This is a genomic window from Pelagibacterium lentulum (assembly GCF_003992625.1).
GTDB lineage: Bacteria > Pseudomonadota > Alphaproteobacteria > Rhizobiales > Devosiaceae > Pelagibacterium > Pelagibacterium lentulum.
The window spans coordinates 285,961-308,042 of record NZ_RZMW01000037.1 but is presented as its reverse complement, the minus strand read 5'-3'; the positions used below and the strand labels follow the sequence as shown (position 1 = coordinate 308,042).

The following is a 22,082-nucleotide window of genomic DNA, read 5'->3' as shown; positions in this document are numbered from 1 at the left end:
TTTGGCGGCAACCGGAGAAGATGCCGAGAGTGCGATAATATGCATAACCGGGCATATTCATCAAAATCGGAGGTACGCGAACGCAAAGCGGAACAGCAACGGGCCCGCCGCGCCCGCAACGCTCTCGCTCAGGAGGGTAAGCGCGATGACTGACCGCATTTCAAGCGACGACCTTGCAATCCTACGATCACTGCCTCGCGTGGTATATTCCCCCGGCCGCGAAACCGCAGAACGATATGGGAAACTCGAACAAAGAGGGCTCTTAGAAGCCACTGACATCGGATCAGATGAAGCGCAAGAAACCATTCTGCGTATCGATGTCACCCCCGCTGGCCGCAAAGCCTTGGAGTTCAACAATGACTGACATAACCGAAATCATGGCGCGGGCGCTTTGGCCGCTACAAGAATGGGGCGGGATTGAGCACAATGCCTATCTCGCCGCCCAAGCGGCCATATCAGCGCTTAATGAGGCGGGATATGTGATTGTGCCGAAAGAGCCGAGCATTGAAATGATTGCGGCATTCTGGCGTCAAAAGAATACGGGAACGCAAGAGCCGGGTCTAATGGGTCCGGATCGCGACGACTATTCAGCCTACCGCGCCATGATCGAAGCATCCAAGAGGGATGAGTAATGTACTTATCGTATAAAATCATCAATGGCGTTCTGCACGTCCAGTCCATACCAAACGGACCTTGGCGCGTGATGACATCTGATCAGATAACCTCAAGACTTTCCGAGGTTGAGGCCGAGCACAAACGCGCCATTCTCAACGCCAAGCGTGAAGCCTATGAGGATGCGGCAGAGATAGCTCGGGGAATGCTTGTGTTTGCCGACACCACTTGCACAGCAGATCGCGAGATACCCGCCGCCATCAGAGCCAAGGCCAAGGGGGAGCAATGACCCGCTTTGAGAAACGCCCCGGCGTCATGATTGCCGCCTATGGCTTGGCGATATGCGGCCTCATTGGTGGCATTGTTTCTGTCGTCATAGCCATTGCTGGCTTGTTTGGGGGCGGATGATGGGGAAGCACGATGCAATCGCTTACCCCCCGCGCGGCCTCTGCCGAGAGGAAGCGGCCCGCTATATTGGGGTAGGCACAACAAAGTTCGATGAACTTGTTTCCACAAGGAAGATGCCAAAGCCAAAGCGCATAGATGGCCGGGTTGTCTGGGATCGCATTGCATTGGACGCCGCGTTTTCCGACCTGCCGTCAGAAGATGAAGAAAACATTGTAGATCGTATCTTGTCGAGCGTCGGACGCTGACTTAGCGTTAGCGCCCATGGAAGATTACCCGAACGTCACCCCATATACCGACCGGCACGGCAAGCAGCGCTACCGCTATCGCCGCAAAGGCAAATCCATTGCGATCCCCGGAGAGCCCTATACCGAGGCGTTCGACAAGAGGTATCAGGAAATCATTGAAGGACGCGCAATAGCCAAGGCCAAGATCATTGCGCATCCACGGCGAGCAATGCCGGAATCTCTGGGCGCCGCATGGCTCAAGGTTCAATCAACGCTCGAATGGCAAGCCTTTGACACCTCCACAAAGACCAAGAACGCAAAACTGATTGATGACTTCCTCAATGCCCGCATTGTTGATGAGCATCCGTTGTGCTGGAGAGATGTTCCTGCCAAGGATTTGAAGCGCCGGCACATCAAGGATTTCATATCGAAGTTCCACGAGACGCCGCACAAGGCCAAGCACATGCTTGTCGCAATCCGCAAGCTGATCTACGTGGCGCTCGATGAAGAATGGATTGAGACAGATCCAACATACCGCATGAAATGGCGACCAGCCTACAAAGGCTGGGACGCGTGGTCAGTCGATTCAATAAAGGCCTTTGAAGACAGATGGCCGATAGGAACAACGCCTAGACTGACATTCGCCCTCGCGCTTTGGCTCGGCAATCGCCGGTCCGACATTGTGCGTGTAAGGTGGGACATGCGAGTAACGCAGAAGATACTGACCGGCGCCGTGGTGCGCGAGGTTGATGGCTTCCTGTTCGCGCCCAAGAAGGGTAGCCAGCGGCGCGGCGATCAACCGCTGTTCATACCGATTACACCTATGCTGGCCGACTGCCTGGATAAGACCGAGCGCGTTGGAGAGACAGTTTTGGTCACGGCCTATGGCAAGCCGTTCTCCGAGAAATCACTGACAGGCAGAATGGCAGACTGGACGAAAGCCGCAGGCCTGCCCAAAGGGCACACACTGCATGGGCTTAGAAAAACGTTGGGGAAGATGCTGGCCGAAGGCGGGGCATCGACGCGCCAGCTTATGGAAACGCTGGGGCACGATGACATTGAGCACGCGGAATTATACAGCCGTGCCGCTGAACAGGCACGGCTTGCCATCGAGGGCATGGATCGCGTTACGGCCTATGTTGGGAGGGGTGTTGGCTAACCGATTTGGCTAACCGATTTGGCTAACCTTGTGGCGCACCGCAATTAAACCCCTTGAAAACAAGGGTTTTTGGTGGGCCCGGAGGGACTCGAACCCCCAACCAGACCGTTATGAGCGGTCGGCTCTAACCAATTGAGCTACAGGCCCAGCCGGTGCATTTCCTAACCGGTTCATCGCTCAAGGTCCATCCGATTTTTTCGCAGGGGCGACAATTTTGAACAGTCTTGCCGCTTGCCGCAAAACTGTCGCAATGGGGCGTTCACTATGGCGCCATAAGCCATCGTTTTGGAGTTTTCAGATGCGCATTCAATCAGCTATTGCCCCGCTCGCCCTTTCCATGTTTCTGGCGGCACCGGCCGTGGCAGGCGATATTACACTGACCGGTACGGGCTCGGTTCTCGCCGCACCCGATATGGCAATGATTACCACCGGCATCGTCACCCAGGCTGAAACGGCCCGTGAAGCGCTCGACGAAAATACCGCGGTCATGCAGGAATTGATCGACGTTCTGCGCGAAGCCGGGCTGACCAGCCGCGATATCCAGACGTCCGATTTCTCCGTCAGCCCGCAATATGTCTATTCCGACCAGCGCGACACGAGAGGCTTCGCACCTCCGCCGGAAATTGCTGGTTATCAAGTGACCAACACCGTAACGATCACGGTCCGCGAACTTGACGATCTCGGCATTATCCTCGATCGCGCTGTAAGCGTCGGCTCCAACGCCATCAATGGTATTTCCTTCTCTGTCGAGGAGGCCGGCGCCCTTTATGAAGAAGCCCGCAAGCGCGCCTTTACCGACGCCCGTGCAAAGGCCGAAACCTATGCCGAAGTTGCTGGTTTTGAGCTCGGCTCAATCGAAAAGATTGACGAACAGACCTATTTCGCTCCGCCACCGCGTCCGATGGGCGCAATGCGTATGGAAGCCATGGCTGACACCGCCGTACCCATTGAAGCGGGCGAATTGACCTTTGAAGTCAATGTGACCGTGACCTGGGACATCGAAGACTAGCCAAAGATTGCCTGAAGGATCATTCTGAGGCCGACAACGATCAAAAAGATCGCAAACACGACCTTGAGCAGCTTGGCGTTCAGCTTGTGAGCAAGCGCAACGCCAAGCGGCGCCGTCAGGGTCGCAAGGCCACCAATCACGATCAGGGATGGGATGTTAATAAAACCCAGGCTCAGGGGTGGAGCGCCAACCGCCCCCCATCCCGATATGATAAAACCCAATGCTGCGGGAATTGCCAGCATCACACCCAATGCGGCACTGGTTCCCACCGCGGTATGCATGGGATTGCCGAAAGCAACCAGCGTCGGCACGCTGAGCGATCCGCCGCCTATCCCCATAAGCGCAGAAACATAACCGATAACGGTTGCGGAAATACGGTTGGCCATTGGCACATGCGCAAGGCTTTCCATCATCTTGCGCTGCACGGGCAGAACCATGTTCAGCGCGATAAACAGCGCCATCGCCCCGAAAATGATCTTGAGCGCCGCAGCCGAATAAATCGCGACCGTTATACCACCGACTGCCGCCCCGGCGATGATCCAGGGTCCCCAGCGCCGCGTTATCGTTTCATCGACGGCACCGCGTTTTCGGTGCGAAGCTGCACTGCGAAGCCCTGTCGGTATGATCACCGCAAGCGAAGTACCGACGGCCACATGCATGATGACATCGGGATTATACCCAAGGATCTGATAGGCCAGCACCATGGCGGGCACCATGATAATGCCACCGCCGATGCCCAAAAGCCCCGCCATAACGCCAGACAGGGCGCCAGTAAGCGCCAACCCGAGCAGAAACGGGAGATAATGTATGAATTCGTCGACCAAGGAATCATGCCTTACTGAGCGGCATCCAGAATATTGAGAACCTCGGCCCTTCGGTCGAGCGGACCCGAGCAGACCGAATCGCGCGCTGTTTTACTGTCTGGCCCACGATAGCTTGGATCAGCGCCGGCGCGCAAAAGCAGATATACCATCTCCGCGTCACACCACCCGGCGGCGTTCATAAGAACGCTGCGTCCATTGGTTGCGCGGCTGTTGGGATCGACACCGGCTTCGAGCAGCATCACCAGTGCGTCCATCCCCCCTCGAGGCCCTGTTGCCAGATAAATCAGCGGAAACCCGTCGCGACTGACTTCATTGGGATCGCCGCCAAGCGAGAGATAGCGCTCCAATTCGGCGACATTGTTATCGCGCACCACATTGGCAATTGCCACTTCTGCCGGGTTGCGCGCCTCGCAAGCGGCCAAAAAGGCCACGCCCGCGAAAAGACCGGCAAACAAAAGCCCCCGCTTCAACATCTTGTCATTCCCCCAATATATGCAGCACCATCTTCCGCTCATGCGGCGCACGGCGATGCTCGAACAGGTAAATCCCCTGCCATGTGCCCAGCACCATCCGCCCATCGGCAACCGGTATCGATAACGCGGTCTGTGTCAGGGCTGCCTTGATATGAGCTGGCATGTCGTCAGGGCCTTCCGTTGTATGGACGATCCAGTCCATACCTTCTGGCACCAGTTTGCCAAAAAATGCTTTCAAATCTGTTTGTACGTCCGGATCGGCGTTTTCCTGCACCAGCAACGAACATGACGTGTGGCGGCAGAATACAGTCAACAAGCCATCGGCAATTCCCGAATGTGAAACGAATGCTTTCACATGATCGGTGAATTCATAGAGACCACCGCCGCGCGTTGAAATGCTTATCTGGCTCCGATCCTGTCGCATGGCAACTCCTTCGATTTTCAGCGTTTGCAAAAACTTGGCCGTTCACAACGGCAGTGGCGCGGGAACCTTGACACGTTTCGCTCGTTTATCTGCCACACCAGGCGCACGCTCATAACAGGTATCTGATTTTGACGGAAAAGCGCGCAATAATGCCGCAACGGCCTGAGCCTCAATAGGCATCTTAGCTGACCGAGTTTGTGTCACATATTATGGAGAATGCGAAATGGCCGATATCGATCGCGACATTCCAGGTCGCAACAAAGTTAACCGGCACGAGACCTACGTTGTTGAACGTCCAGGCTCCATGGCAGGGTGGTGGATTGCAGGGCTTCTGGTGCTTGCTGTCCTCATCATAGGGTTCATGGCTCTAAGCGGAGGCAACCCGGCCCCCATTGAACCGGCATCAATCACATTGGAGTCGCAGCCCGTCCCAGCCGAGCCAGGCACTGCTCCGGCAGAGCCCGCACCTGCTGAAGCGGCCCCCGCCGAAGGCGCACCAGTTGCACCCGATCCTGCACCGGGTGGATAATCTGATAGCAAGCATCTGAACGCGTCATGTGAAATGGCGCGTTCAGGCTATAGTCATCTTGATTCCTCTAACGCAAGACGACGAATTTTTGTCGCAACCTGATCATAGGTTTAGCTAATTGCCGGGGGGCAAAGGAGAGTTATCGATGAAGTTGAAACATGTCTTGATGGCTGGCACAGCAGCATTTGTGCTTGCTGGACCCGCAATGCCGGCCTTTGGCCAGGCCAACGCTTCTTCACCACTGCTGCTGGCACAGGCAGCGCCACCCGCGCTGATCGGCGCAATTACGACTTATCGCGAAGCCCAGGCAATAGCTGAACGCGCGGAAGGGGAAGAGAACCAGGCCGAAGCCATGGCCGTTCTTCAGGCCGCGGAGGCTGAACTCGAAGCGCTTTGTGCAGCCGTTGGACTTGGCAGCATCCAGGCATGCCTCGACATGTTTGAAAATGGCAGCATGGAAGCTCCGCAAGAAGAGCCGGTCCAGATATTGCCCGCGCCCGAAATCGTCGAGGACGAAGAGCCTGAACCCGAAGTGATTGAGGAGCCACAGCCGGAGCCGGAAGCCGAACCGGAGGTTGTTGACGAAGCCGAGCCTGAAATCGTCGAGGACGAACCCGCAGAGCCGGAGGTTGAAGAAGAACCTGCTCCAGAGCCTCTTCCCGAAACACGCAACGAAGAACCGGCGCCCGAGCCCGCACCGGCTCCTGAAACGATGGAAGAGGAAGCCGATTCTGGCGTTGAAATGGAGATCGAGGCAGATATCGACGCTCCTGAAATGGCCGCTGGCTCCGCCGCTCCGCGTCCGCTCATTGCCGCCTTTGAGGCCTATGAAGCTGCGTTTATCGATTATCAAGCGGCAATCCGCGCGGATTCAGGTGTCGAAGAAGCCGAACAGGCCTATATCGCCGCCGAAGATGAATTGGCAGACATCTGTGCCGCCATCGGCTTTGCCAACATCGATTCCTGTCTCGTCGCTTTCGATCTTGCGATTGAAATCGAAGAGGCCGAACCGCCCGCAGAGGCCCCGGCAGAAGAGCCTGTCCCCACGGAAGCATCTGACGCCGAGCCGGAAGAATTGCGAGAGGACGTAATTCTCGATGATGGTGCTCTTGGCGAATTGCTGCCGGAAAGCGTTGAGCAGAGCGAAATCGCCCCCTTGCTCGATAGCGCCAAGGACGCGCTTGCTGAATCGCGCGACCCCGATGCGGAAGTCGATGTCAGTGACGAGGAAGCCCCTGCGGAATCTGTCGCGGAAGTCGAGGACGAACCGGCCCCGACCTCCGACGAGGAAGCCCAGCCGGCGATCGAAGACATTCAGATCACATCGGTAACGGCTGAAGAAGGCACCCGCCGTGAGCGCACAGGTGGCACTGCAGCTTCAGGCGAGCCGGTCCTTCTCGGCCGCGTGGAACGCGAAACCCCCACAAATCTGGAAATCATCACCACGATCGGTTTGGCGACAATCTTTGCCATCGGTGCAAATCAGTTCATCGATTCGCTCGACACCCCACGCCTGGTTGAAGACAACTTTCAGGACTACTACGTAGAGGATCTTCCCGGCGGTCGCACCCGTGAAGTGATCCTGCGTCCGGACGGCAGCCAGCTCATCACTATTCGTGATCGCTACGGTGACATCATCCGTCGTTCGCGGATCGAACCCGATGGCCGCGAAATCCTGCTGGTCTATGTCGATGATCGCTATCAGCGTTATGACGACCAGGGTCGTTGGATTGATCCGGGTCGCGATCTGCCGCCGCTGCGCCTGCGCATCCCGGCCCGTGAATACGTCCTCGATGCCAGCTTCGCCGATCGGCAACGTGTGGCAGGCTTCCTCCAGCAACCGCCTGTAGAGCGGTTGGAACGCTACTACACGATCGATGAGGTCAAGCGCTCTTCGCGTATTCGCGATATGGTACGGCGATTGGAAATCGGTGATCTCACCTTTGAAACCAATAGCGCCAATATCGCACCCGATCAGATCAATTCGCTGTCGGCCGTTGCCAATGCGATGCTCGATCTGCTTGACCGCAACCCTGCCGAGACCTTCCTGATTGAGGGCCATACCGACGCTGTTGGCGCGGACCTATACAATCTGGAACTGTCAGATCGCCGGGCAGAGTCCGTGGCTTACGCTTTGACGCGCGTTTACGGCATCCCGCCGGAAAACCTTGCCACGCAGGGCTATGGCAAGCGCTATCTCAAGGTCAACACACCCTTGGCGGAGCGGCTCAACCGCCGCGTTACCATCCGCCGTATCACGCCGTTGATTACACCGGTAGCAAACATTCCTGCTGGCTGATCGGCTGACCAAATCTGAAAAGAGGCCGGGTGCTCAAACGCCCGGCCTTTTTGCCTTCACCTCAGGCCGTCTCCCGAACCGGCTGCCGCAATATGGTTTTCAGCCGTTCCGGCGCCACCTTGCGCGGATCGGACAGATAAATCTCGTGGTGCTTGCCAATCGGCTCCAGTCCGTGGCCTGGCAAGAACTGCTCATGCAGCTTGGCAATCACCGGCCCTTCATCGTCGTATGACCCGATATGCAGAACCTGCGCTGCCCTGCCTTCTTCCAGCAGTTCGACCCGCAGGTGATCGAGGGCGGAAAGAGTCTTTTTCCTGCGCGCTTTGGTGATCACCGCATCGATCATGGCTGGGCCGACCCATTCGGGCACCATAATCATCATGGTCCATTCCCAGAGGTTTTTCTTGCGCGCTTTGAACGAGCCCATGGATTTGCTCCACCACAGTCCTTCAAGTGGTGGCACGACGTAATCTCTCTCGAGCTGCTTCTTGCTGGCCGCCTTTAACGCATACGAAATCGTATAGAGCGCCTCGACCGCGGCCCTGTAGTCCTGCGACACATTGGGATCGCCATGCCCGTCGATCATGAGGAAACGCATCGCAGGCACATCCACAAGATGAATGCCTTTGGTCTTGGTTGGCCCATATAATGGCTTCAGGCTTCTCTTGAAATCGATCTTGTCCATCGCCGCCTTTCATGCCCCGGCTGCCAATCTACGCATTTGATAAAAATTTGAAATCTTCCATTGCGATCTCTCCCCGCAATCCCCATCTGCAACGACGCACAGGGAGAATTTTCCGCTATGTTCGATATCGACAAGATCGTTACAGCCCTCCGAACCGACCCCAACGCACAGCGTACCGCAGGGGCCGGCGCAGCGGGGCTTGCAGCGGGCATGCTGTTTGGTCGGGGCGGCGTAGGGCGCATCGCGAAACTTGGCGCCATGGCTGCAATTGGCGGTATCGCTTACAACGCCTGGCAGAAGAACCGGCAGGGCCAGCAGATCGATCCTGAACAGGCACCGCCTCCTGGGCCCTTCATGCCCCAGTCTGAGACGGAAAAAGACGATTTGGGCAAGGCATTGGTCCGGGCGATGATCTCCGCCGCCAAGGCCGACGGCCGTATCGACGCCGATGAAAAAGCGCGCATCTTCGCGCGGCTCGACGGCATGGACCTTTCCGCCCAGGATAAAGCATTTGTCTTTGACGAGCTTTCGAGCCCGCTCGATATGGAAGCTGTCGTGCGTTCGGCAGATACGCCCGAACATGCCGCAGAAATCTATGCGGCGTCGCTCGTGGCAATCGACGGACAATCGCCAGCCGAACTGGCATATCTCGAAGCCCTTGCGCACCGGCTCGGCTTGCCGCAGGGTCTGATTTCAGAAATTCACGCTGCTGCCCAGAAATAGCCCTTTAGCTGGCGGATTTTTCTGGCAAGAAAATGGAACCGCTCGCCCCAGGTCGGCGTTTAATGCTGTCAGCTTCAAGGAAGGAAGGGAGAGAACCGGAATGACCTATCTCGATCCCAACCACACCCGCACACAGTCCGATCTAGGGCGCTGGATCGTCCGCGCCCTTATCGTAGCTGCACTATTGGCCTTTGGCTGGTTTGCGCTGACCGTAGGCTTGCAACGCGATGGCAATACCGAGATCGTTTCCGAGCCGGTGCCCCAAAGCCCGGCACGAAGCTAAGTCACTCCGTCTGCTCTAAGAAAACAGCGTCCGCCCCTGCTCCTGAATGATCTGGCGTGCCTTGCCCAGTGTCGCCGAAGCGGCATCGTCCTTGTCGGTGAACTTGTCCGCGCGGATGAAGGAATAGGTTTTCACTTCACCCTCCACCTCCTGCTCTATCGTTCCGGCAATCTGATATTCATTGCCAACGCGCATCAGCGTCGCCTTGATGATAAACCCTTCGTGCTCTTCCTGTGCATCCACAGAAGGCTTTGAGGGTTCCTTATCCTTGCCGCCGAACAGCGCTTTCCAAAACGACATCGCATCTCCTCGCATATTCATGGCAATGGTCTCGGCCACTGCAAAAAACTCGTGCAGAACTTAGCCTGACTTGCAGTCGATGTCCAAGATCAAGTGTCCGGCAGCCGGGACAGCAGCAGTTCCAGTTGCCGCTCAAGATTTCCCGAGACCTGAACACCGACCAGATGCAGGCTTTCCAGCCCTATCAGGCACGCATAAAGACTTTGGCTCCGCCAAAGAGCGCTTTCACCGACAAAACCTTCCATTTCAAAGCACTCGGTCAAAAAGGCAAGGCGTTCACTTTCCATACGCTGCACCATCCGGCGCACAGCAGCATCCGAACGTCCCCATTCGCGAATCGCATTTTCAACACCAACGCCACCAAACTCCGAGCGCGCCTCCCCGGCAAAGCCGACAACCCGGCGCAGGCGCTCGGCACCCGAGACATTTGCACTGCGCAGCGAAGCGATTTCAGCTCGTGTAGCGTTCTCGTACCAGAATTCCATCATCGCGCTTTTGAGCGCGGCAGCATCGGCAAAATGCCAGTAGAAGGACCCTTTCGAGATCTTTAGCGCGCGCGCCAGCGCTTCCACCCGGACGCCTTTGGCACCTTCCGCTACCAGGGCCCGGAATCCGGCCTTGAGCCAGTCTTCTGCCGATAATGCGTCTTTTTTACTCATAGCCTTCCATACGCCACCGTATTGAATTTCTCAACAAGGTCTTATACATACGGAGGCGTATGGAATGGAGAACACTATGAAACCCAATGTATTCTTCGCGCTGAGCGCCGTAGTTTGTGGCCTGACGATAGCCTTGCATGTCTTTGAAGGAGGGCCGGAATTTCCCGAGATCGCGCTTGCCAGCGGGCTCGATGCAAAACAATCGAGCATGTATATGATACTTTGGCACGCCGTCACGCTGCTGCTCACCGTGGCAACCGCCGCCTATGCGGCAGCCGCGCTCAGAAGCACATACCGTCCGGCCGTGTTGTTTATCGGCATCCTGTTCGTCTCCATTGCCGTGCTGTTTCTGGTCGTGGGCCAGTCGATGCTCGGCACCATCTGGGTCCTGCCGCAATGGATCATATTCCTTGCAATCGTCGCACTGAGCCTGCCGGGGTTCCGCAAGCCGGTGCAAACAGCCGAACAGGTCTGATGCAAAAATGAAAAAGGCGGCCCGAAGGCCGCCTGTCTCAATTATCCAGAAAGCTGCGCAGCTTCCGGCTTCTGCTCGGATGCTTGAGCTTGCGCAAGGCCTTGGCCTCGATCTGACGGATACGCTCACGCGTCACCGAGAACTGCTGACCGACTTCCTCAAGCGTATGGTCGGTGTTCATCCCGATCCCGAAGCGCATACGCAAAACGCGTTCTTCACGCGGGGTGAGCGAAGCCAGAACGCGCGTGGTCGTCTCGCGCAGGTTGGACTGGATCGCCGCATCGATCGGCTGCACCGCATTGCTGTCGGGAATGAAATCCCCCAGGTTGGAATCTTCCTCGTCCCCGATCGGGGTTTCAAGGGAAATCGGCTCCTTGGCGATTTTCAGAACCTTGCGCACCTTGTCGAGCGGCATTTGCAGTTTTTCGCTCAACTCTTCCGGCGTGGGTTCGCGACCGATTTCATGCAGCATCTGGCGCGATGTGCGAACGATCTTGTTGATCGTTTCGATCATATGCACCGGAATGCGGATCGTGCGGGCCTGATCGGCGATCGAGCGGGTGATCGCCTGCCGGATCCACCATGTTGCATAGGTTGAGAACTTGTAGCCGCGGCGATACTCGAACTTGTCGACCGCCTTCATCAACCCGATATTGCCTTCCTGGATCAGATCGAGGAACTGCAGCCCGCGGTTTGTGTATTTCTTGGCAATCGAGATCACGAGGCGCAGGTTCGCCTCAACCATTTCCTTTTTGGCAATGGCCGCTTCACGCTCGCCTTTTTGCACCTTGTTCACGATGCGGCGGTATTCGGCAATGTCCAGGCCGGTTTCGGTCGCCAGCGTCTGGATTTCTCCACGCAATTCGTCAATCGTCGCCCGTTCCTTGGCAACGAAATCCGCCCAGCCTTTTTCAGGCAATTGCGCGATCTTGTCCGTCCAGTCGGGATCGAGTTCTGAACCGTAATAGGCTTTGAGGAAGTCCTCGCGCTTGATCCTGTAGCTTTCCGCAAGACGCAGCAGACGCCCTTCGTGACGCACCAACCGCTTGTTGATGTCATAGAGCTGTTCGACGAGGCTTTCGATACGGCTTGCATTGAGCGAAAGCGACTTCACATCGACGATGACTTCTTCGCGCCAGGCATCGAGTGTCTTGACTTCGGAGACTTCGAGCGATTTCGCAGCAAGCTGGTTTTCGACGTGCTGATCCTGCAGCTTGCGCATCTTGCCGTAGATTTCAGCGATACGGTCGAAGGTTTCAACGACCTGCGGCTTGAGTTCAGCCTCCATCGCGGAAAGCGAGAGGTTGTTCTCATATTCGTCGTCGTCGTCATCCTCTTCCGAGTTGCCGCCTTCTCCGCCCTCTTCACCACCGTCTTCGTCTGACTTCTTGGCGGCCGGATTGGCTGCGGCATCTGCCGCCACGGCAGGCTTGCCTTCTGCGTTGTCCTCGTCTTCATCGCCATCGTCATCACCCGATGCCTCGGCCATTTTGGCATCCGGGCCGGCATAGGTGGCTTCAAGGTCGATAATATCGCGCAAAAGGATTTCACCTTCAGCGAGCTGATCGCGCCAGATAATGATCGCCTGGAAGGTCAGCGGGCTTTCGCAAAGTCCCGCGATCATGGTTTCGCGGCCAGCCTCGATGCGCTTGGCAATAGCGATTTCGCCTTCACGGCTCAAAAGCTCGACAGACCCCATTTCGCGCAGATACATGCGCACCGGATCATCGGTGCGGTCCGAACCCGATTTGGCGTTGGAGGTATTGGCAACGGCAGTGCTGGTGGTCGTGGCCAACTCGCCGCCTTCATCATCGCTGCTTTCGGCTTCGGCCTCTTCCACCTCGTCCTCGTCGATGACATTTATGCCCATGTCCGAGAACATGGCCATGATGTCCTCGATCTGCTCGGACGTCACCTCTTCGGAAGGCAGAACCGCGTTGATCTCTTCATAAGTAACATAGCCGCGTTTTTTGGCGGTCTTGATAAGCTTTTTCACCGCGGCATCGGAAAGATCGAGCAATGGCCCATCGGGACCATCTGCACCGGCTTCCGGCTTTACATCCGCGTCGTTCTTTGTTTGGTTGGCTGCCTTAGTGGCCATTAATGCTCTCCTGAGCCGTGCCTGTCATTTTTGGCACCGGTATCACCCCGAGATGGATACGAATGCGTTAAAAACCAAGGGACAGCATCAGGGTTAATATTTCGCTTCCTGGCTCAACCCTGAAACCTGGCTCGCTTTCCGCGCGCACCACAGACCGACCTGCATATACGCAAAAACGCGCGGACACGAATCATCTTTGTTAAAGACTTCGCGTCACACGCCCGGATAACGAACCAAATCCCTCAATCAATGCCTCTGTACCATCGACACTGGAAATCTGATTCTGGATGTCCCGCAGCCGCTCAAACGAGTGTTCGCTCAGGTCTTCGCCTAGCGCCAATTCGGCTGCTTTGAGTTCCCTATTTAATCGAACAAATTTGTAATGCAAGGCCAGAGCGTGCTGAAGACCCGTTTCTGCGTCACTTTGCGCACTATCGGAATCGGCCTGCCAGATGCCCTGACGCGCAAGAGAGTTGCGCATCTTGTCCAGAATCGGCCCGAACCCCCTGGCAATCAGGGCTTCCTGCACGGCATGGGGGCCCAGATCGGGCTGCACCATCACCAGATCCAGAAACGCCGCCATGATCTGCCGCGCCGGCATGGACTGGAACTCCAACTCGGCCAGATCTTCAAACCGGACCTGCGCCAGTTCCGGATGATTAACGAGACTCATCACGATAACGGCCTCGCGCGGAATGATGTCCGGCGCAGCCCCGCCTTTGAACAGGCGCGATTTGAGCAGCGTATCGGAAACCAGCATCTTCGGATTGCCTCGCGCTCCGCCACGCTGCCCCTGCCGGTTGAAATTGCCACGATTGCCATAGCTGTTGCGCGTCACGGTAAAGAGAGACGAGATTTTCTCGTCAAAGGCCTGGCTGTAATGGCGGCGCACGGAAACGTCTGCGATCCGCCCTGCCCGCTCCCGCAGCCGCGCTTCCAGTGCCGCGCGTTGTTCGGGCGCATCGGGAATACCGGCTGCGGTTTCAAATCCCCAGATCGCCTCTGCCAATGGCCGGGCGCCGGAAATCAGTTCGCTAAAAGCGTCCCGGCCACGCTGTTTGATCAGATCGTCCGGGTCCAACCCATCGGGCAAAGTGCAGATTTTGACGCTCTTGCCTGGCTTGAGCATGGGTAGCGCAATATCGACCGACCGCTCCGCTGCGCGCATGCCTGCGCTATCGCCATCGAAGCACAGCACCGGAATGTCGCTCATGCGCCACAAAAGCGTCATGTGATCTTCGGTCAGCGCGGTTCCAAGCGGTGCCACAGCACCTTCAAATCCGGCCGCCACCGCCGCGATCACGTCGAGATAGCCTTCAACCACAACTATCGGCTTGCCGTCGTAACCAGCCTGACGCGCGGCTTGCCCGTTATAAAGCGTCTGCCGTTTGTGAAAAAGTTCGGTCTCGGGCGAATTGAGATATTTCGCTGCGACGTCAGCACTGAGCGCCCGGCCACCGAATGCGATCACCCGGCCGCGAAAATCGGTGATCGGAAACATCAGCCGTCCGCGAAACCGGTCATAGGGCACGGCAATATCCTCGCCATGCACGACCAGCCCGGTATCCATCATTTCCTTGAGCGAAACACCGTTGGCGGCCAGAAATTCTTTCAGCCCGTTGCGGCTGTCCGGCGCAAATCCGATGCGGAAGCGCTGCTGCATGGCGCCCGACACACCGCGATCGAGAAGATAGCCCCGAGCGCGTGCGCCCACATTATGGGCTAGCGCCTCGGTAAAATAGGTCGTAGCCAGTTCCATCACTTCATAGAGCGAGCGGCGCACTTCGGCCTTGCGCTCGGCGCGCTCGTCACGCGCTGGCATGGGCACACCGGCCCGCCCAGCGAGCAACTCGACGGCCTCGGGAAAACTCATTCCCGTTTTTTCTGTTAGAAACCGGAAGTGATCTCCGCTGGCGCCGCACCCGAAGCAATGGTAGCGCCCGCGCCGATCGTCAGCATGAAAGCTCGGGCTTTTTTCACCGTGAAATGGGCAACAGGCCCACATATCGCCCTTGCCGGGCTGGCTCTTGCGCTTGTCCCACAGAACATGCTCGCCCACCACCTGCGTAATCGGCAGGCGGTTTCGGATTTCATCGAGAAAAGCATCGGAAAAGCGCATGAGCATTAAGTAGTGACAGCCCGGTCAAATGTCACGCGGCACGAGGTTATCCACAGCGCTCCGTATGGCGTTTAGCCGCCCAGAGCCGTTTTCACCTGCCTGGACGCCTGGCCGAAATCGATCTGGCCGGGATATTTGGCCTTGAGCACGCCGACCACTTTGCCCATGTCCCGCAAGCCTTCTGCGCCAGTCTCGACAATCGCGTCCTTGATCGCCGCATCGACGTCCTCTGCGCTCAACGGTTTGGGCAGATAGTCCTTGATGATCTCGATTTCTGCGCGTTCCTGCTCTTCGAGATCGGTACGACCGGCCTTGGCGTACATCCCGGCCGATTCTTCGCGCTGCTTGACCATCTTTTGCAATAGAGCCAGAATTTCGTCGTCGCTGACGCCTTCCTTGCCCTCTCCGCGCGCAGCGATTTCCCGGTCCTTGATGGCGGCATTGATCAGGCGCAAAGTTGTGGTTCGGCGCGTGTCCCGCGCCTTTATGGCTTCCTTCAACGCCGCGTTGATTTGATCGCGCATGGAGGCTTCCTTTTTGTCTCAAAAATCACTCGCGAGCATATACCCAAGCCGCCCACCATTGCCAACATCAAGCACGCCAAACACAGAAAATATACAAGCCATTGAATCGGCTAACTATTTTAGAGCAGCGACTCAGTTGACCGCAAACGCGCGTTCAAATAGGTTCCGTCCAATTCAATATAGGGTGGAACCAGAAGCGCTTTCGGCAGATTGCCCGAGCGGTTCCGCACGCGCACAAGATTTAGGAGATGCCCAGTGTCCGGTTGGCAAGAAGCAGCCCCCACCGCCGTTCTGATCCTGCGTGACGGGACGCGGCTCGAAGGCCAAGGCATTGGCGCGACAGGTATGGCCGCCGGTGAAGTCTGCTTCAATACCGCAATGACCGGGTATCAGGAAATCCTCACCGACCCCTCATATGCCGGCCAGATCATCACCTTCACCTTCCCCCATATCGGCAATGTCGGCGCCAACGACGAAGACATCGAAACCGTCAACATGGCCGGTGCATCCGGCGTGCGCGGCGCCGTCATCAAGGCCGACATCACCAGCCCCTCGAACTACCGGGCGGCCGAAAAGCTCGATGCATGGCTCAAAAAGCGCGGCATCATCGGCATTTCGGGTCTTGATACCCGCGCGCTGACCGCCCTGATCCGGGAAAAAGGCATGGCCGATGCCGTCATTGCCCATGTGCCCGGCGGCAAATTCGATGACGCTGCGCTCAAGTCCGAACTCGACGCCTTTCCCGGCCTTGAAGGCCTTGACCTGGCCAAGGACGTCTCCACCACCCAGACCTACAAATGGGATGAAACCCGCTGGCGCTGGGGCGAAGGCTACGGCACCCTCGAAAACCCGGAGTTTCACATCGTTGCCATCGATTTCGGTGCCAAGCGCAATATCCTGCGCTGCATTGCCGATCAGGGCGCACGCGTAACCGTGGTTCCCGCAACAGCGACGGCGGAAGACATCCTCGCCCATAATCCCGATGGCGTGTTCCTCTCCAACGGCCCCGGCGATCCGGCTGCCACGGGCGAATATGCCGTACCCACGATCCAGAAGGTCATAGAGAGCGGCAAGCCGGTCTTTGGCATCTGTCTTGGCCACCAGCTTCTTGGCCTTGCCCTTGGCGGCAAGACCACCAAGATGCACCAGGGCCATCACGGCGCCAATCATCCCGTCAAGGATCTGACCACCGGCAAGGTGGAAATCACGTCCATGAACCACGGCTTCGCGGTCGATCGCGACAGCCTGCCCGCGGGGGTTATCGAAACCCATATCTCGCTGTTCGACAACTCAAATGCCGGTCTTGCCGTCGAGGGCAAGCCGATCTTTTCGGTACAATATCACCCCGAAGCCTCGCCCGGCCCCCACGATTCCCATTACCTTTTCACGCGCTTCCTCAATATGGTGCGCGAGCAAAAGGGCGTGCCCGCCCAGGCGGAATAGGCACCCTTGACATACACACCTCCCGATTAGCCTAATGGCTCTCGGGAGGATGGTATGGCCCGCAAATCCGTCGACCCTTTCGCGGTATTCAATCAGCCAGCTCCACGCGGAGACATCGCCTTGTGGAGCGGTGATCTGCTGCTTCGCAATGCCCTTGGAGATACCGCCCCCACGGCCCTCACCGCGGTAAAGCAGCTTGCCGAAGAGCTCGGATCGGCGGAAATGGCCGCGCGCGGTCATCGCCTCGTCACCGGCCCCGGACCCGAGCTAAAGGCTTTCGACACCGGCGGTCGACGTCTCAATCAGGTCATCTATCCCGATACCTATCATGCCCTGATGTCCGTGGGGCTTGAAGCCGGTTACGCCGCCCTGCCCTGGATCGATGATACGGTGGGCGGACATGCCGCCCATGCGGCGATGGTCTATCTTATGAGCCAGATCGAGCCGGGCACCTGTTGCCCCATGACCATGACTTACGCGGCCATCCCTGCGCTGGCAAAAGGCGATGGTCTGGCAGCCCGGCTCAAGGCCCTCGCCCGCGCTAGGTCCTACGATGGCAGCGACAGACCGATTGACGCCAAGCACGCTGCAACAATCGGCATGGCCATGACCGAGAAACAGGGCGGCTCGGACATACGTGCCAATACGACATTCGCCGAACCGGCAGAGGACGCCTATCGGCTTTATGGTCACAAATGGTTCTGTTCGGCGCCGATGTCGGATGCCTTTTTGACCCTCGCGCAACTGCCCCAAGGGCTTACCTGCTTCATCGTTCCTCGCTGGCAACCCGATGGCACGCGCAATGCCATGCACCTCATGGCCCTCAAGAACAAGTTGGGCAACCGCGCCAATGCCTCAGCGGAAATCGAATATCACGGCGCTTATGCCGAGATGCTTGGCCAGCCTGGCGATGGCATCCGCACAATCCTCGAGATGGTGCATCACACGCGTCTCGATACGGCCACGGCCCCGGCGGGACTGATGCGCCGCGCGCTGATCGAAGCGCGCTATTGGGCCGAGAACCGCTCGGTTTTCGGAAAACCCTTATTGCGTCAGCCCCTGATGCAATCGGTCCTTGCAGATTTGACGCTGGAATGGATGGGTGCATTTACGCTTTCCATGCGCGTTGCCAAGGCTTTCGACAACAGCGCCAACGATCCTGCTCAAGCCGCATTTGCCCGGCTCGCCGTTGCGCTGGCCAAATACTGGAACAATAAGCGCTGCCCGCTTGTCACTGCAGAAGCAATGGAATGCCTTGGCGGCATGGGTTACATTGAAGATACGCCCATGCCCTGGCTCTATCGCGAGGCACCGCTCAACGCCATATGGGAAGGCTCGGGCAATATCATCTGCCTCGATGTCTTGCGTACAATCGCCAAGGTGCCCGAGGCTCTCAATGCCCTATTCACCGAATTGCAAGGTGCTAAAGGCGCCGACCGGACCTATGATTTGGCCCTGGATGCTCTCCAGTCCCAAATCGCACAGGCCAGCGAGGCGACTGCCCGGAGCCTAACCGAACGCATGGCATTGCTGCTACAGGCAAGTCTTTTGCTCCGCCAACCCAATGCGCTGGCAGGCGAAATTTTCGCCCAAACCCGGCTTGGCGGCGACTGGGGCCATACGCTTGGCACACTGCCCCCTGGCACCGATACCGGCGCAATCGTGAGCGCAATCTGACTCTGGCATCTGCTCCCCGGTGGATGTCATTTTATGTTTGACCACCTGGTCAAATTTTGCCTAATCTTCACGATCGCGTCATCACGCCGTCATCCATTGACGTCTATTCGGGGGGCATGTCGCGGTTCAGCGCCGCTCATCACAGTGCGCGCCAATAACGAACCCCATCGTCCATTTTGGAGGGACATCATGAAATTCTCTTCTTCCATCTCTCGCCGGTCGTTTCTGGCTGGCACAGCAAGCATTGGTGCGGCTTCGGTCGTCATGCACCCTTTCGCGGTCATGGCGCAGGCCAATCAGGCCCATTTGCGCATCATGGAAACGACCGACATCCATGTGAATGTTGTCCCCTATGACTATTTCGCGGACGCCGCCGACGACACGCTTGGCCTTGCCCGCACCGCCTCGATCATTGAAAACATCCGGGCGGAAGCGGGCAATGCAATCCTGCTCGACAATGGCGATACCATTCAGGGCAGCCCGATGGGCGACTATGTTGCCTATGAGCGCGGGGTCGACGAAACAGACCTTCACCCCACCATCGCTGCGATGAATGTTTTGGGATATGACGCGGCCACTATCGGCAACCACGAATTCAACTACGGCCTCGAATTTCTTGAGGCTTCAATGGCGGGCGCCCAGTTCCCCGTCGTTCTGGCCAACGTCATTCGTGGCACCGAACTTGGTGCAACCCCTCTAGAGGACGATACGCTCTATCCCCCTTACGTCATCATCGACAAGGAGCTGACCGATGGCGCGGGGGAAACCCACACGATCCGCATCGGCATCATCGGTTTCACCCCGCCGCAAATCATGATGTGGGATGCCGGTCATCTCGTTGGCAATGTCGAAGTACGCGACATCGTTGAAACAGCGAGGGCCTATGTCCCGGTCATGCGCGAAGAAGGCGCCGACATCATCGTCGCGTTGTCGCATTCGGGTATCAGTGCGGAATACCAGACCACAGGCGAAAATGCTTCGCTCCAGCTCGCTGGCGTCGACGGCATCGATGTGGTCCTAACCGGGCATCTGCACCTCGTCTTCCCCGGTGCAGCATTCGACGGCATTGAAGGCGTGGACATCGAAGCGGGAACGCTCAATGGCAAACCTGCGGTCATGCCCGGCTTCTGGGGCAGCCATATGGGTCTGATCGACCTTCTGCTTGAAACCGATGGCAATGGCAGTTGGACAATCGTGTCCCATACATCCGAAGCCCGACCGATCTATGAGCGTGTCGATGGCGCAGTGGTTCCCGTCGTTGAGACCGATAGCGACGTCATGGCCGCGGTCGAAATTCCCCACCGGGAAACACTCGACTACGTTCGCCGCGCTGTTGGCGAAACGGCGGCACCGCTCCATTCCTATTTTGCGCTCGTTGCCGACGATCCATCCGTGCAGATCGTCAATCAGGCACAGCTTTGGTACATGGAACAAATGCTTGCCGGCACCGAGTATGAAGGCCTGCCGCTGATTTCCGCTGCCGCGCCCTTCAAGGCTGGCGGCCGTGGTGGTCCCGATTACTACACCGACGTCCCTGTCGGCCCTGTGGCCATTCGCAATGTTGCCGACCTTTACCTCTATCCCAACACGATCCAGGCAGTGAAAATCACTGGCGCCGAAGTCAAGGACTGGTTGGAGCGTTCCGCCGGCATCTTCAATCAGGCCATACCCGGCGAGGACGATCAGCCGCTGATAAACGGCGAATTTCCGTCTTACAATTTCGACGTGATCGATGGCGTGGAATATCGGATCGACATTACCCAACCCTCCAAATACTCCGCCGATGGCCGGGAACTGCTCGATCCGGATGCCAACCGCATCATCGACCTCACCTATAATGGCGAACCGATCGATCCCGATCAGGAATTCATCGTTGCCACCAACAACTACCGTGCCGGTGGCGGTGGACGCTTTCCCGGCATCGGCCCGGATCGCATCATCTTTGTCGGCCCGGACACCAACCGCGACATTATCGTGCGCTACATTGTCGAACAGGGTACGATCAATCCGGCTGCGGACGATAATTGGTCGCTGGCCGAATTCGGCGGCTCGGTCCTTTTTGAAACCGGTCCTGCTGCCGAGCAGCATCTTGCCGATGTCACGGCGATCACAATCGAGCCGACTGGCCAAACCAGCGAAGCAGGCTTCGGCATTTACCGGATCACGCTCTGAATTCTCTGCAATCTATAAAAGCCGGGCACACCGCCCGGCTTTTTTGTTACAGGCTCGCCAGCGTCGGAGGGTGCGGACTGGGCAGGTCGTTGAACGGGTCGCATTGGCGCGGCACCGGAAGATCATAACCTGCGGAAAACCACTGAGCCTGTTCAGTCATTGAAGGTCTGTCCGCAAAGTTCAATCCGCCGTGGCGCTGCACTTCCGCCTGCGCAACAATCCGGGCAACGTCCTCGTTGCCGGAAAGGTTAGGCAAGAAGGCCCATGCTGCCCATATGCCGGCAAAGCAATGCGGTTGCAGCATCAACTGACGTCCGAAAACCGGCAATTGCCGATCCGTGAGCGCACTGCGCAACGCAACATTGACCGAAAGCCGCTGCAAGGCATCCTGCACATGCGCGCCATAAGCGTGGGCAAACAGATAGGCTTGGGCAAGATGCCCGGACTCGCCATGCGTCAAAGCCAGTTGCGCATAGGCATCGAGGTCGACAACGACTGTGTTATCTTCTGCGCAATATTGCGGCCCGCGCTGCAATTGCGTCAGCCCGCACGGCCCGCTTTGCCCCTCGGCAACAAAGTCGATCCTGGCCGGATAGTAGCTTATCGCATTTGCAAGGAACATGTTGACCCAGCCGCGCCGCGCTTCGCGATGCACCGCTTCCATATATTGACGCAGATCTTCGCGTGGCGCGTCGGCTGCTGGAATATTGCCGCGCGATGTCCATTCCCGTGGCGGATCATAGGTGCCGGTAACAATCGTCACCGGACTGATGCCGAAGACCATCAGTACCACGATCGCAGTAACGAAAGCACCGCTCCAGCCAAACCTGCGGATATGGGGAACGACCCCGCGCGGAATGCGAAGGGCATCGGTCAGTCTTTCAAGCCGTGTCCGTGTTTTATCCGGCTCGGTCATGGCCTCCTCCGCCAATATGCGCGCCAGCCAATGTACCCCCTCTC

At 57.6% G+C, this 22,082-nt stretch carries 25 protein-coding genes and 1 tRNA gene; 15 read left to right on the top strand and 11 right to left on the bottom strand.

What is annotated here, in order from left to right:
* Positions 1-145 precede the first annotated feature (145 nt).
* From EO133_RS12210 to EO133_RS12190, 6 genes are all read left to right on the top strand, one after another.
* Entirely contained in the window at positions 146-364 is a 219-nt protein-coding gene (locus tag EO133_RS12210) for a hypothetical protein (RefSeq protein ID WP_127072914.1), read from the top strand.
* Positions 357-632: a hypothetical protein gene (locus EO133_RS12205; protein ID WP_127072913.1), complete on the top strand. Its 276-nt coding sequence runs from the start codon at positions 357-359 to the stop codon at positions 630-632. Before EO133_RS12210 ends, EO133_RS12205 begins: the two co-directional genes overlap by 8 nt.
* Before the next feature lie 71 nt (positions 633-703).
* Positions 704-901: a hypothetical protein gene (locus EO133_RS12200; protein WP_127072912.1), complete on the top strand. Its 198-nt coding sequence runs from the start codon at positions 704-706 to the stop codon at positions 899-901.
* A complete protein-coding gene (locus tag EO133_RS20690) occupies positions 898-1,020 on the top strand; it encodes a hypothetical protein (protein ID WP_280516102.1) in 123 nt (40 codons plus the stop codon). Before EO133_RS12200 ends, EO133_RS20690 begins: the two co-directional genes overlap by 4 nt.
* The gene (locus EO133_RS20550) at positions 1,017-1,265 is read left to right on the top strand and encodes a hypothetical protein (RefSeq protein WP_371870913.1); all 249 of its coding nucleotides are present in this window, start codon (positions 1,017-1,019) and stop codon (positions 1,263-1,265) included. The genes EO133_RS20690 and EO133_RS20550 overlap by 4 nt, the downstream gene beginning before the upstream one ends.
* Positions 1,266-1,281: 16 nt before the next feature.
* A complete protein-coding gene (locus tag EO133_RS12190; RefSeq protein WP_127072910.1) occupies positions 1,282-2,403 on the top strand; it encodes a tyrosine-type recombinase/integrase in 1,122 nt (373 codons plus the stop codon).
* 70 nt (positions 2,404-2,473) lie between these two features.
* Here EO133_RS12190 and EO133_RS12185 read toward each other — a convergent pair.
* Positions 2,474-2,550 (bottom strand) — tRNA-Ile (locus EO133_RS12185).
* 151 nt (positions 2,551-2,701) lie between these two features.
* Between EO133_RS12185 and EO133_RS12180 the strand changes: the two genes are divergently transcribed.
* The gene (locus tag EO133_RS12180; protein WP_164734994.1) at positions 2,702-3,412 is read left to right on the top strand and encodes an SIMPL domain-containing protein; all 711 of its coding nucleotides are present in this window, start codon (positions 2,702-2,704) and stop codon (positions 3,410-3,412) included.
* On the opposite strand, the gene EO133_RS12175 is transcribed toward EO133_RS12180, so the two are convergent.
* Genes EO133_RS12175 through EO133_RS12165 form a run of 3 tightly spaced genes read right to left on the bottom strand, consistent with a single transcriptional unit; the run spans position 3,409 to position 5,133 of the window.
* On the bottom strand, positions 3,409-4,236 hold the full coding sequence (locus EO133_RS12175) for a sulfite exporter TauE/SafE family protein (protein ID WP_244640679.1): 828 nt from the start codon (positions 4,234-4,236) through the stop codon (positions 3,409-3,411). The genes EO133_RS12180 and EO133_RS12175 overlap by 4 nt on opposite strands.
* An 11-nt stretch (positions 4,237-4,247) precedes the next feature.
* Entirely contained in the window at positions 4,248-4,709 is a 462-nt protein-coding gene (locus EO133_RS12170; RefSeq protein WP_127072908.1) for an ankyrin repeat domain-containing protein, read from the bottom strand.
* A gap of 4 nt (positions 4,710-4,713) precedes the next feature.
* A complete protein-coding gene (locus EO133_RS12165) occupies positions 4,714-5,133 on the bottom strand; it encodes a secondary thiamine-phosphate synthase enzyme YjbQ (RefSeq protein WP_127072907.1) in 420 nt (139 codons plus the stop codon).
* 223 nt (positions 5,134-5,356) lie between these two features.
* Here EO133_RS12165 and EO133_RS12160 point away from each other — a divergent pair, with 223 nt between their 5' ends.
* Both EO133_RS12160 and EO133_RS12155 read left to right on the top strand, forming a co-directional pair.
* Entirely contained in the window at positions 5,357-5,662 is a 306-nt protein-coding gene (locus tag EO133_RS12160; protein WP_127072906.1) for a hypothetical protein, read from the top strand.
* A gap of 145 nt (positions 5,663-5,807) precedes the next feature.
* On the top strand, positions 5,808-7,961 hold the full coding sequence (locus EO133_RS12155; RefSeq protein ID WP_127072905.1) for an OmpA family protein: 2,154 nt from the start codon (positions 5,808-5,810) through the stop codon (positions 7,959-7,961).
* Between the two features lie 61 nt (positions 7,962-8,022).
* Here EO133_RS12155 and EO133_RS12150 read toward each other — a convergent pair whose 3' ends face one another.
* Entirely contained in the window at positions 8,023-8,646 is a 624-nt protein-coding gene (locus EO133_RS12150) for a GyrI-like domain-containing protein (protein WP_127072904.1), read from the bottom strand.
* Positions 8,647-8,763: 117 nt separating this feature from the next.
* On the opposite strand from EO133_RS12150, the gene EO133_RS12145 reads away from it, so the two are divergent.
* Together EO133_RS12145 and EO133_RS12140 are read left to right on the top strand one after the other, a co-directional pair.
* Positions 8,764-9,369, top strand: coding sequence for a tellurite resistance TerB family protein (locus EO133_RS12145; RefSeq protein ID WP_127072903.1), 606 nt, complete (start codon positions 8,764-8,766; stop codon positions 9,367-9,369).
* Between the two features lie 100 nt (positions 9,370-9,469).
* The gene (locus tag EO133_RS12140; RefSeq protein WP_127072902.1) at positions 9,470-9,652 is read left to right on the top strand and encodes a hypothetical protein; all 183 of its coding nucleotides are present in this window, start codon (positions 9,470-9,472) and stop codon (positions 9,650-9,652) included.
* 15 nt (positions 9,653-9,667) lie between these two features.
* On the opposite strand, the gene EO133_RS12135 is transcribed toward EO133_RS12140, so the two are convergent.
* Positions 9,668-9,952: an HlyU family transcriptional regulator gene (locus EO133_RS12135; protein WP_164734993.1), complete on the bottom strand. Its 285-nt coding sequence runs from the start codon at positions 9,950-9,952 to the stop codon at positions 9,668-9,670.
* 89 nt (positions 9,953-10,041) lie between these two features.
* Complete coding sequence (locus EO133_RS12130) at positions 10,042-10,611, bottom strand: TetR/AcrR family transcriptional regulator (RefSeq protein ID WP_127072900.1); 570 nt, start codon at positions 10,609-10,611, stop codon at positions 10,042-10,044.
* A 76-nt stretch (positions 10,612-10,687) separates the two neighbouring features.
* On the opposite strand from EO133_RS12130, the gene EO133_RS12125 reads away from it, so the two are divergent.
* Positions 10,688-11,086 carry a hypothetical protein gene (locus EO133_RS12125; RefSeq protein WP_127072899.1) on the top strand — a complete coding sequence of 133 codons (399 nt, stop codon included), beginning with the start codon at positions 10,688-10,690 and terminating at the stop codon, positions 11,084-11,086.
* A gap of 37 nt (positions 11,087-11,123) precedes the next feature.
* Here EO133_RS12125 and rpoD read toward each other — a convergent pair whose 3' ends face one another.
* From rpoD to EO133_RS12110, 3 genes are all read right to left on the bottom strand, one after another.
* Positions 11,124-13,187 (bottom strand): RNA polymerase sigma factor RpoD, encoded by a 2,064-nt coding sequence (gene rpoD / locus EO133_RS12120; protein WP_127072898.1) that lies wholly within the window; start codon positions 13,185-13,187, stop codon positions 11,124-11,126.
* 199 nt (positions 13,188-13,386) lie between these two features.
* Entirely contained in the window at positions 13,387-15,306 is a 1,920-nt protein-coding gene (dnaG, locus tag EO133_RS12115) for a DNA primase (protein WP_127072949.1), read from the bottom strand.
* 71 nt (positions 15,307-15,377) lie between these two features.
* A complete protein-coding gene (locus tag EO133_RS12110; protein ID WP_127072897.1) occupies positions 15,378-15,830 on the bottom strand; it encodes a GatB/YqeY domain-containing protein in 453 nt (150 codons plus the stop codon).
* A gap of 255 nt (positions 15,831-16,085) precedes the next feature.
* Here EO133_RS12110 and carA point away from each other — a divergent pair, with 255 nt between their 5' ends.
* From carA to EO133_RS12095, 3 genes are all read left to right on the top strand, one after another.
* Positions 16,086-17,273, top strand: coding sequence for a glutamine-hydrolyzing carbamoyl-phosphate synthase small subunit (carA, locus tag EO133_RS12105; RefSeq protein WP_127072896.1), 1,188 nt, complete (start codon positions 16,086-16,088; stop codon positions 17,271-17,273).
* 54 nt (positions 17,274-17,327) lie between these two features.
* The gene (locus EO133_RS12100; protein ID WP_127072895.1) at positions 17,328-18,950 is read left to right on the top strand and encodes an acyl-CoA dehydrogenase family protein; all 1,623 of its coding nucleotides are present in this window, start codon (positions 17,328-17,330) and stop codon (positions 18,948-18,950) included.
* Between the two features lie 189 nt (positions 18,951-19,139).
* Positions 19,140-21,122 carry a bifunctional 2',3'-cyclic-nucleotide 2'-phosphodiesterase/3'-nucleotidase gene (locus EO133_RS12095; protein ID WP_127072894.1) on the top strand — a complete coding sequence of 661 codons (1,983 nt, stop codon included), beginning with the start codon at positions 19,140-19,142 and terminating at the stop codon, positions 21,120-21,122.
* A 46-nt stretch (positions 21,123-21,168) separates the two neighbouring features.
* On the opposite strand, the gene EO133_RS12090 is transcribed toward EO133_RS12095, so the two are convergent.
* Positions 21,169-22,038, bottom strand: coding sequence for a neutral zinc metallopeptidase (locus EO133_RS12090; RefSeq protein ID WP_127072893.1), 870 nt, complete (start codon positions 22,036-22,038; stop codon positions 21,169-21,171).
* Between the last annotated feature and the right edge of the window lie 44 nt (positions 22,039-22,082).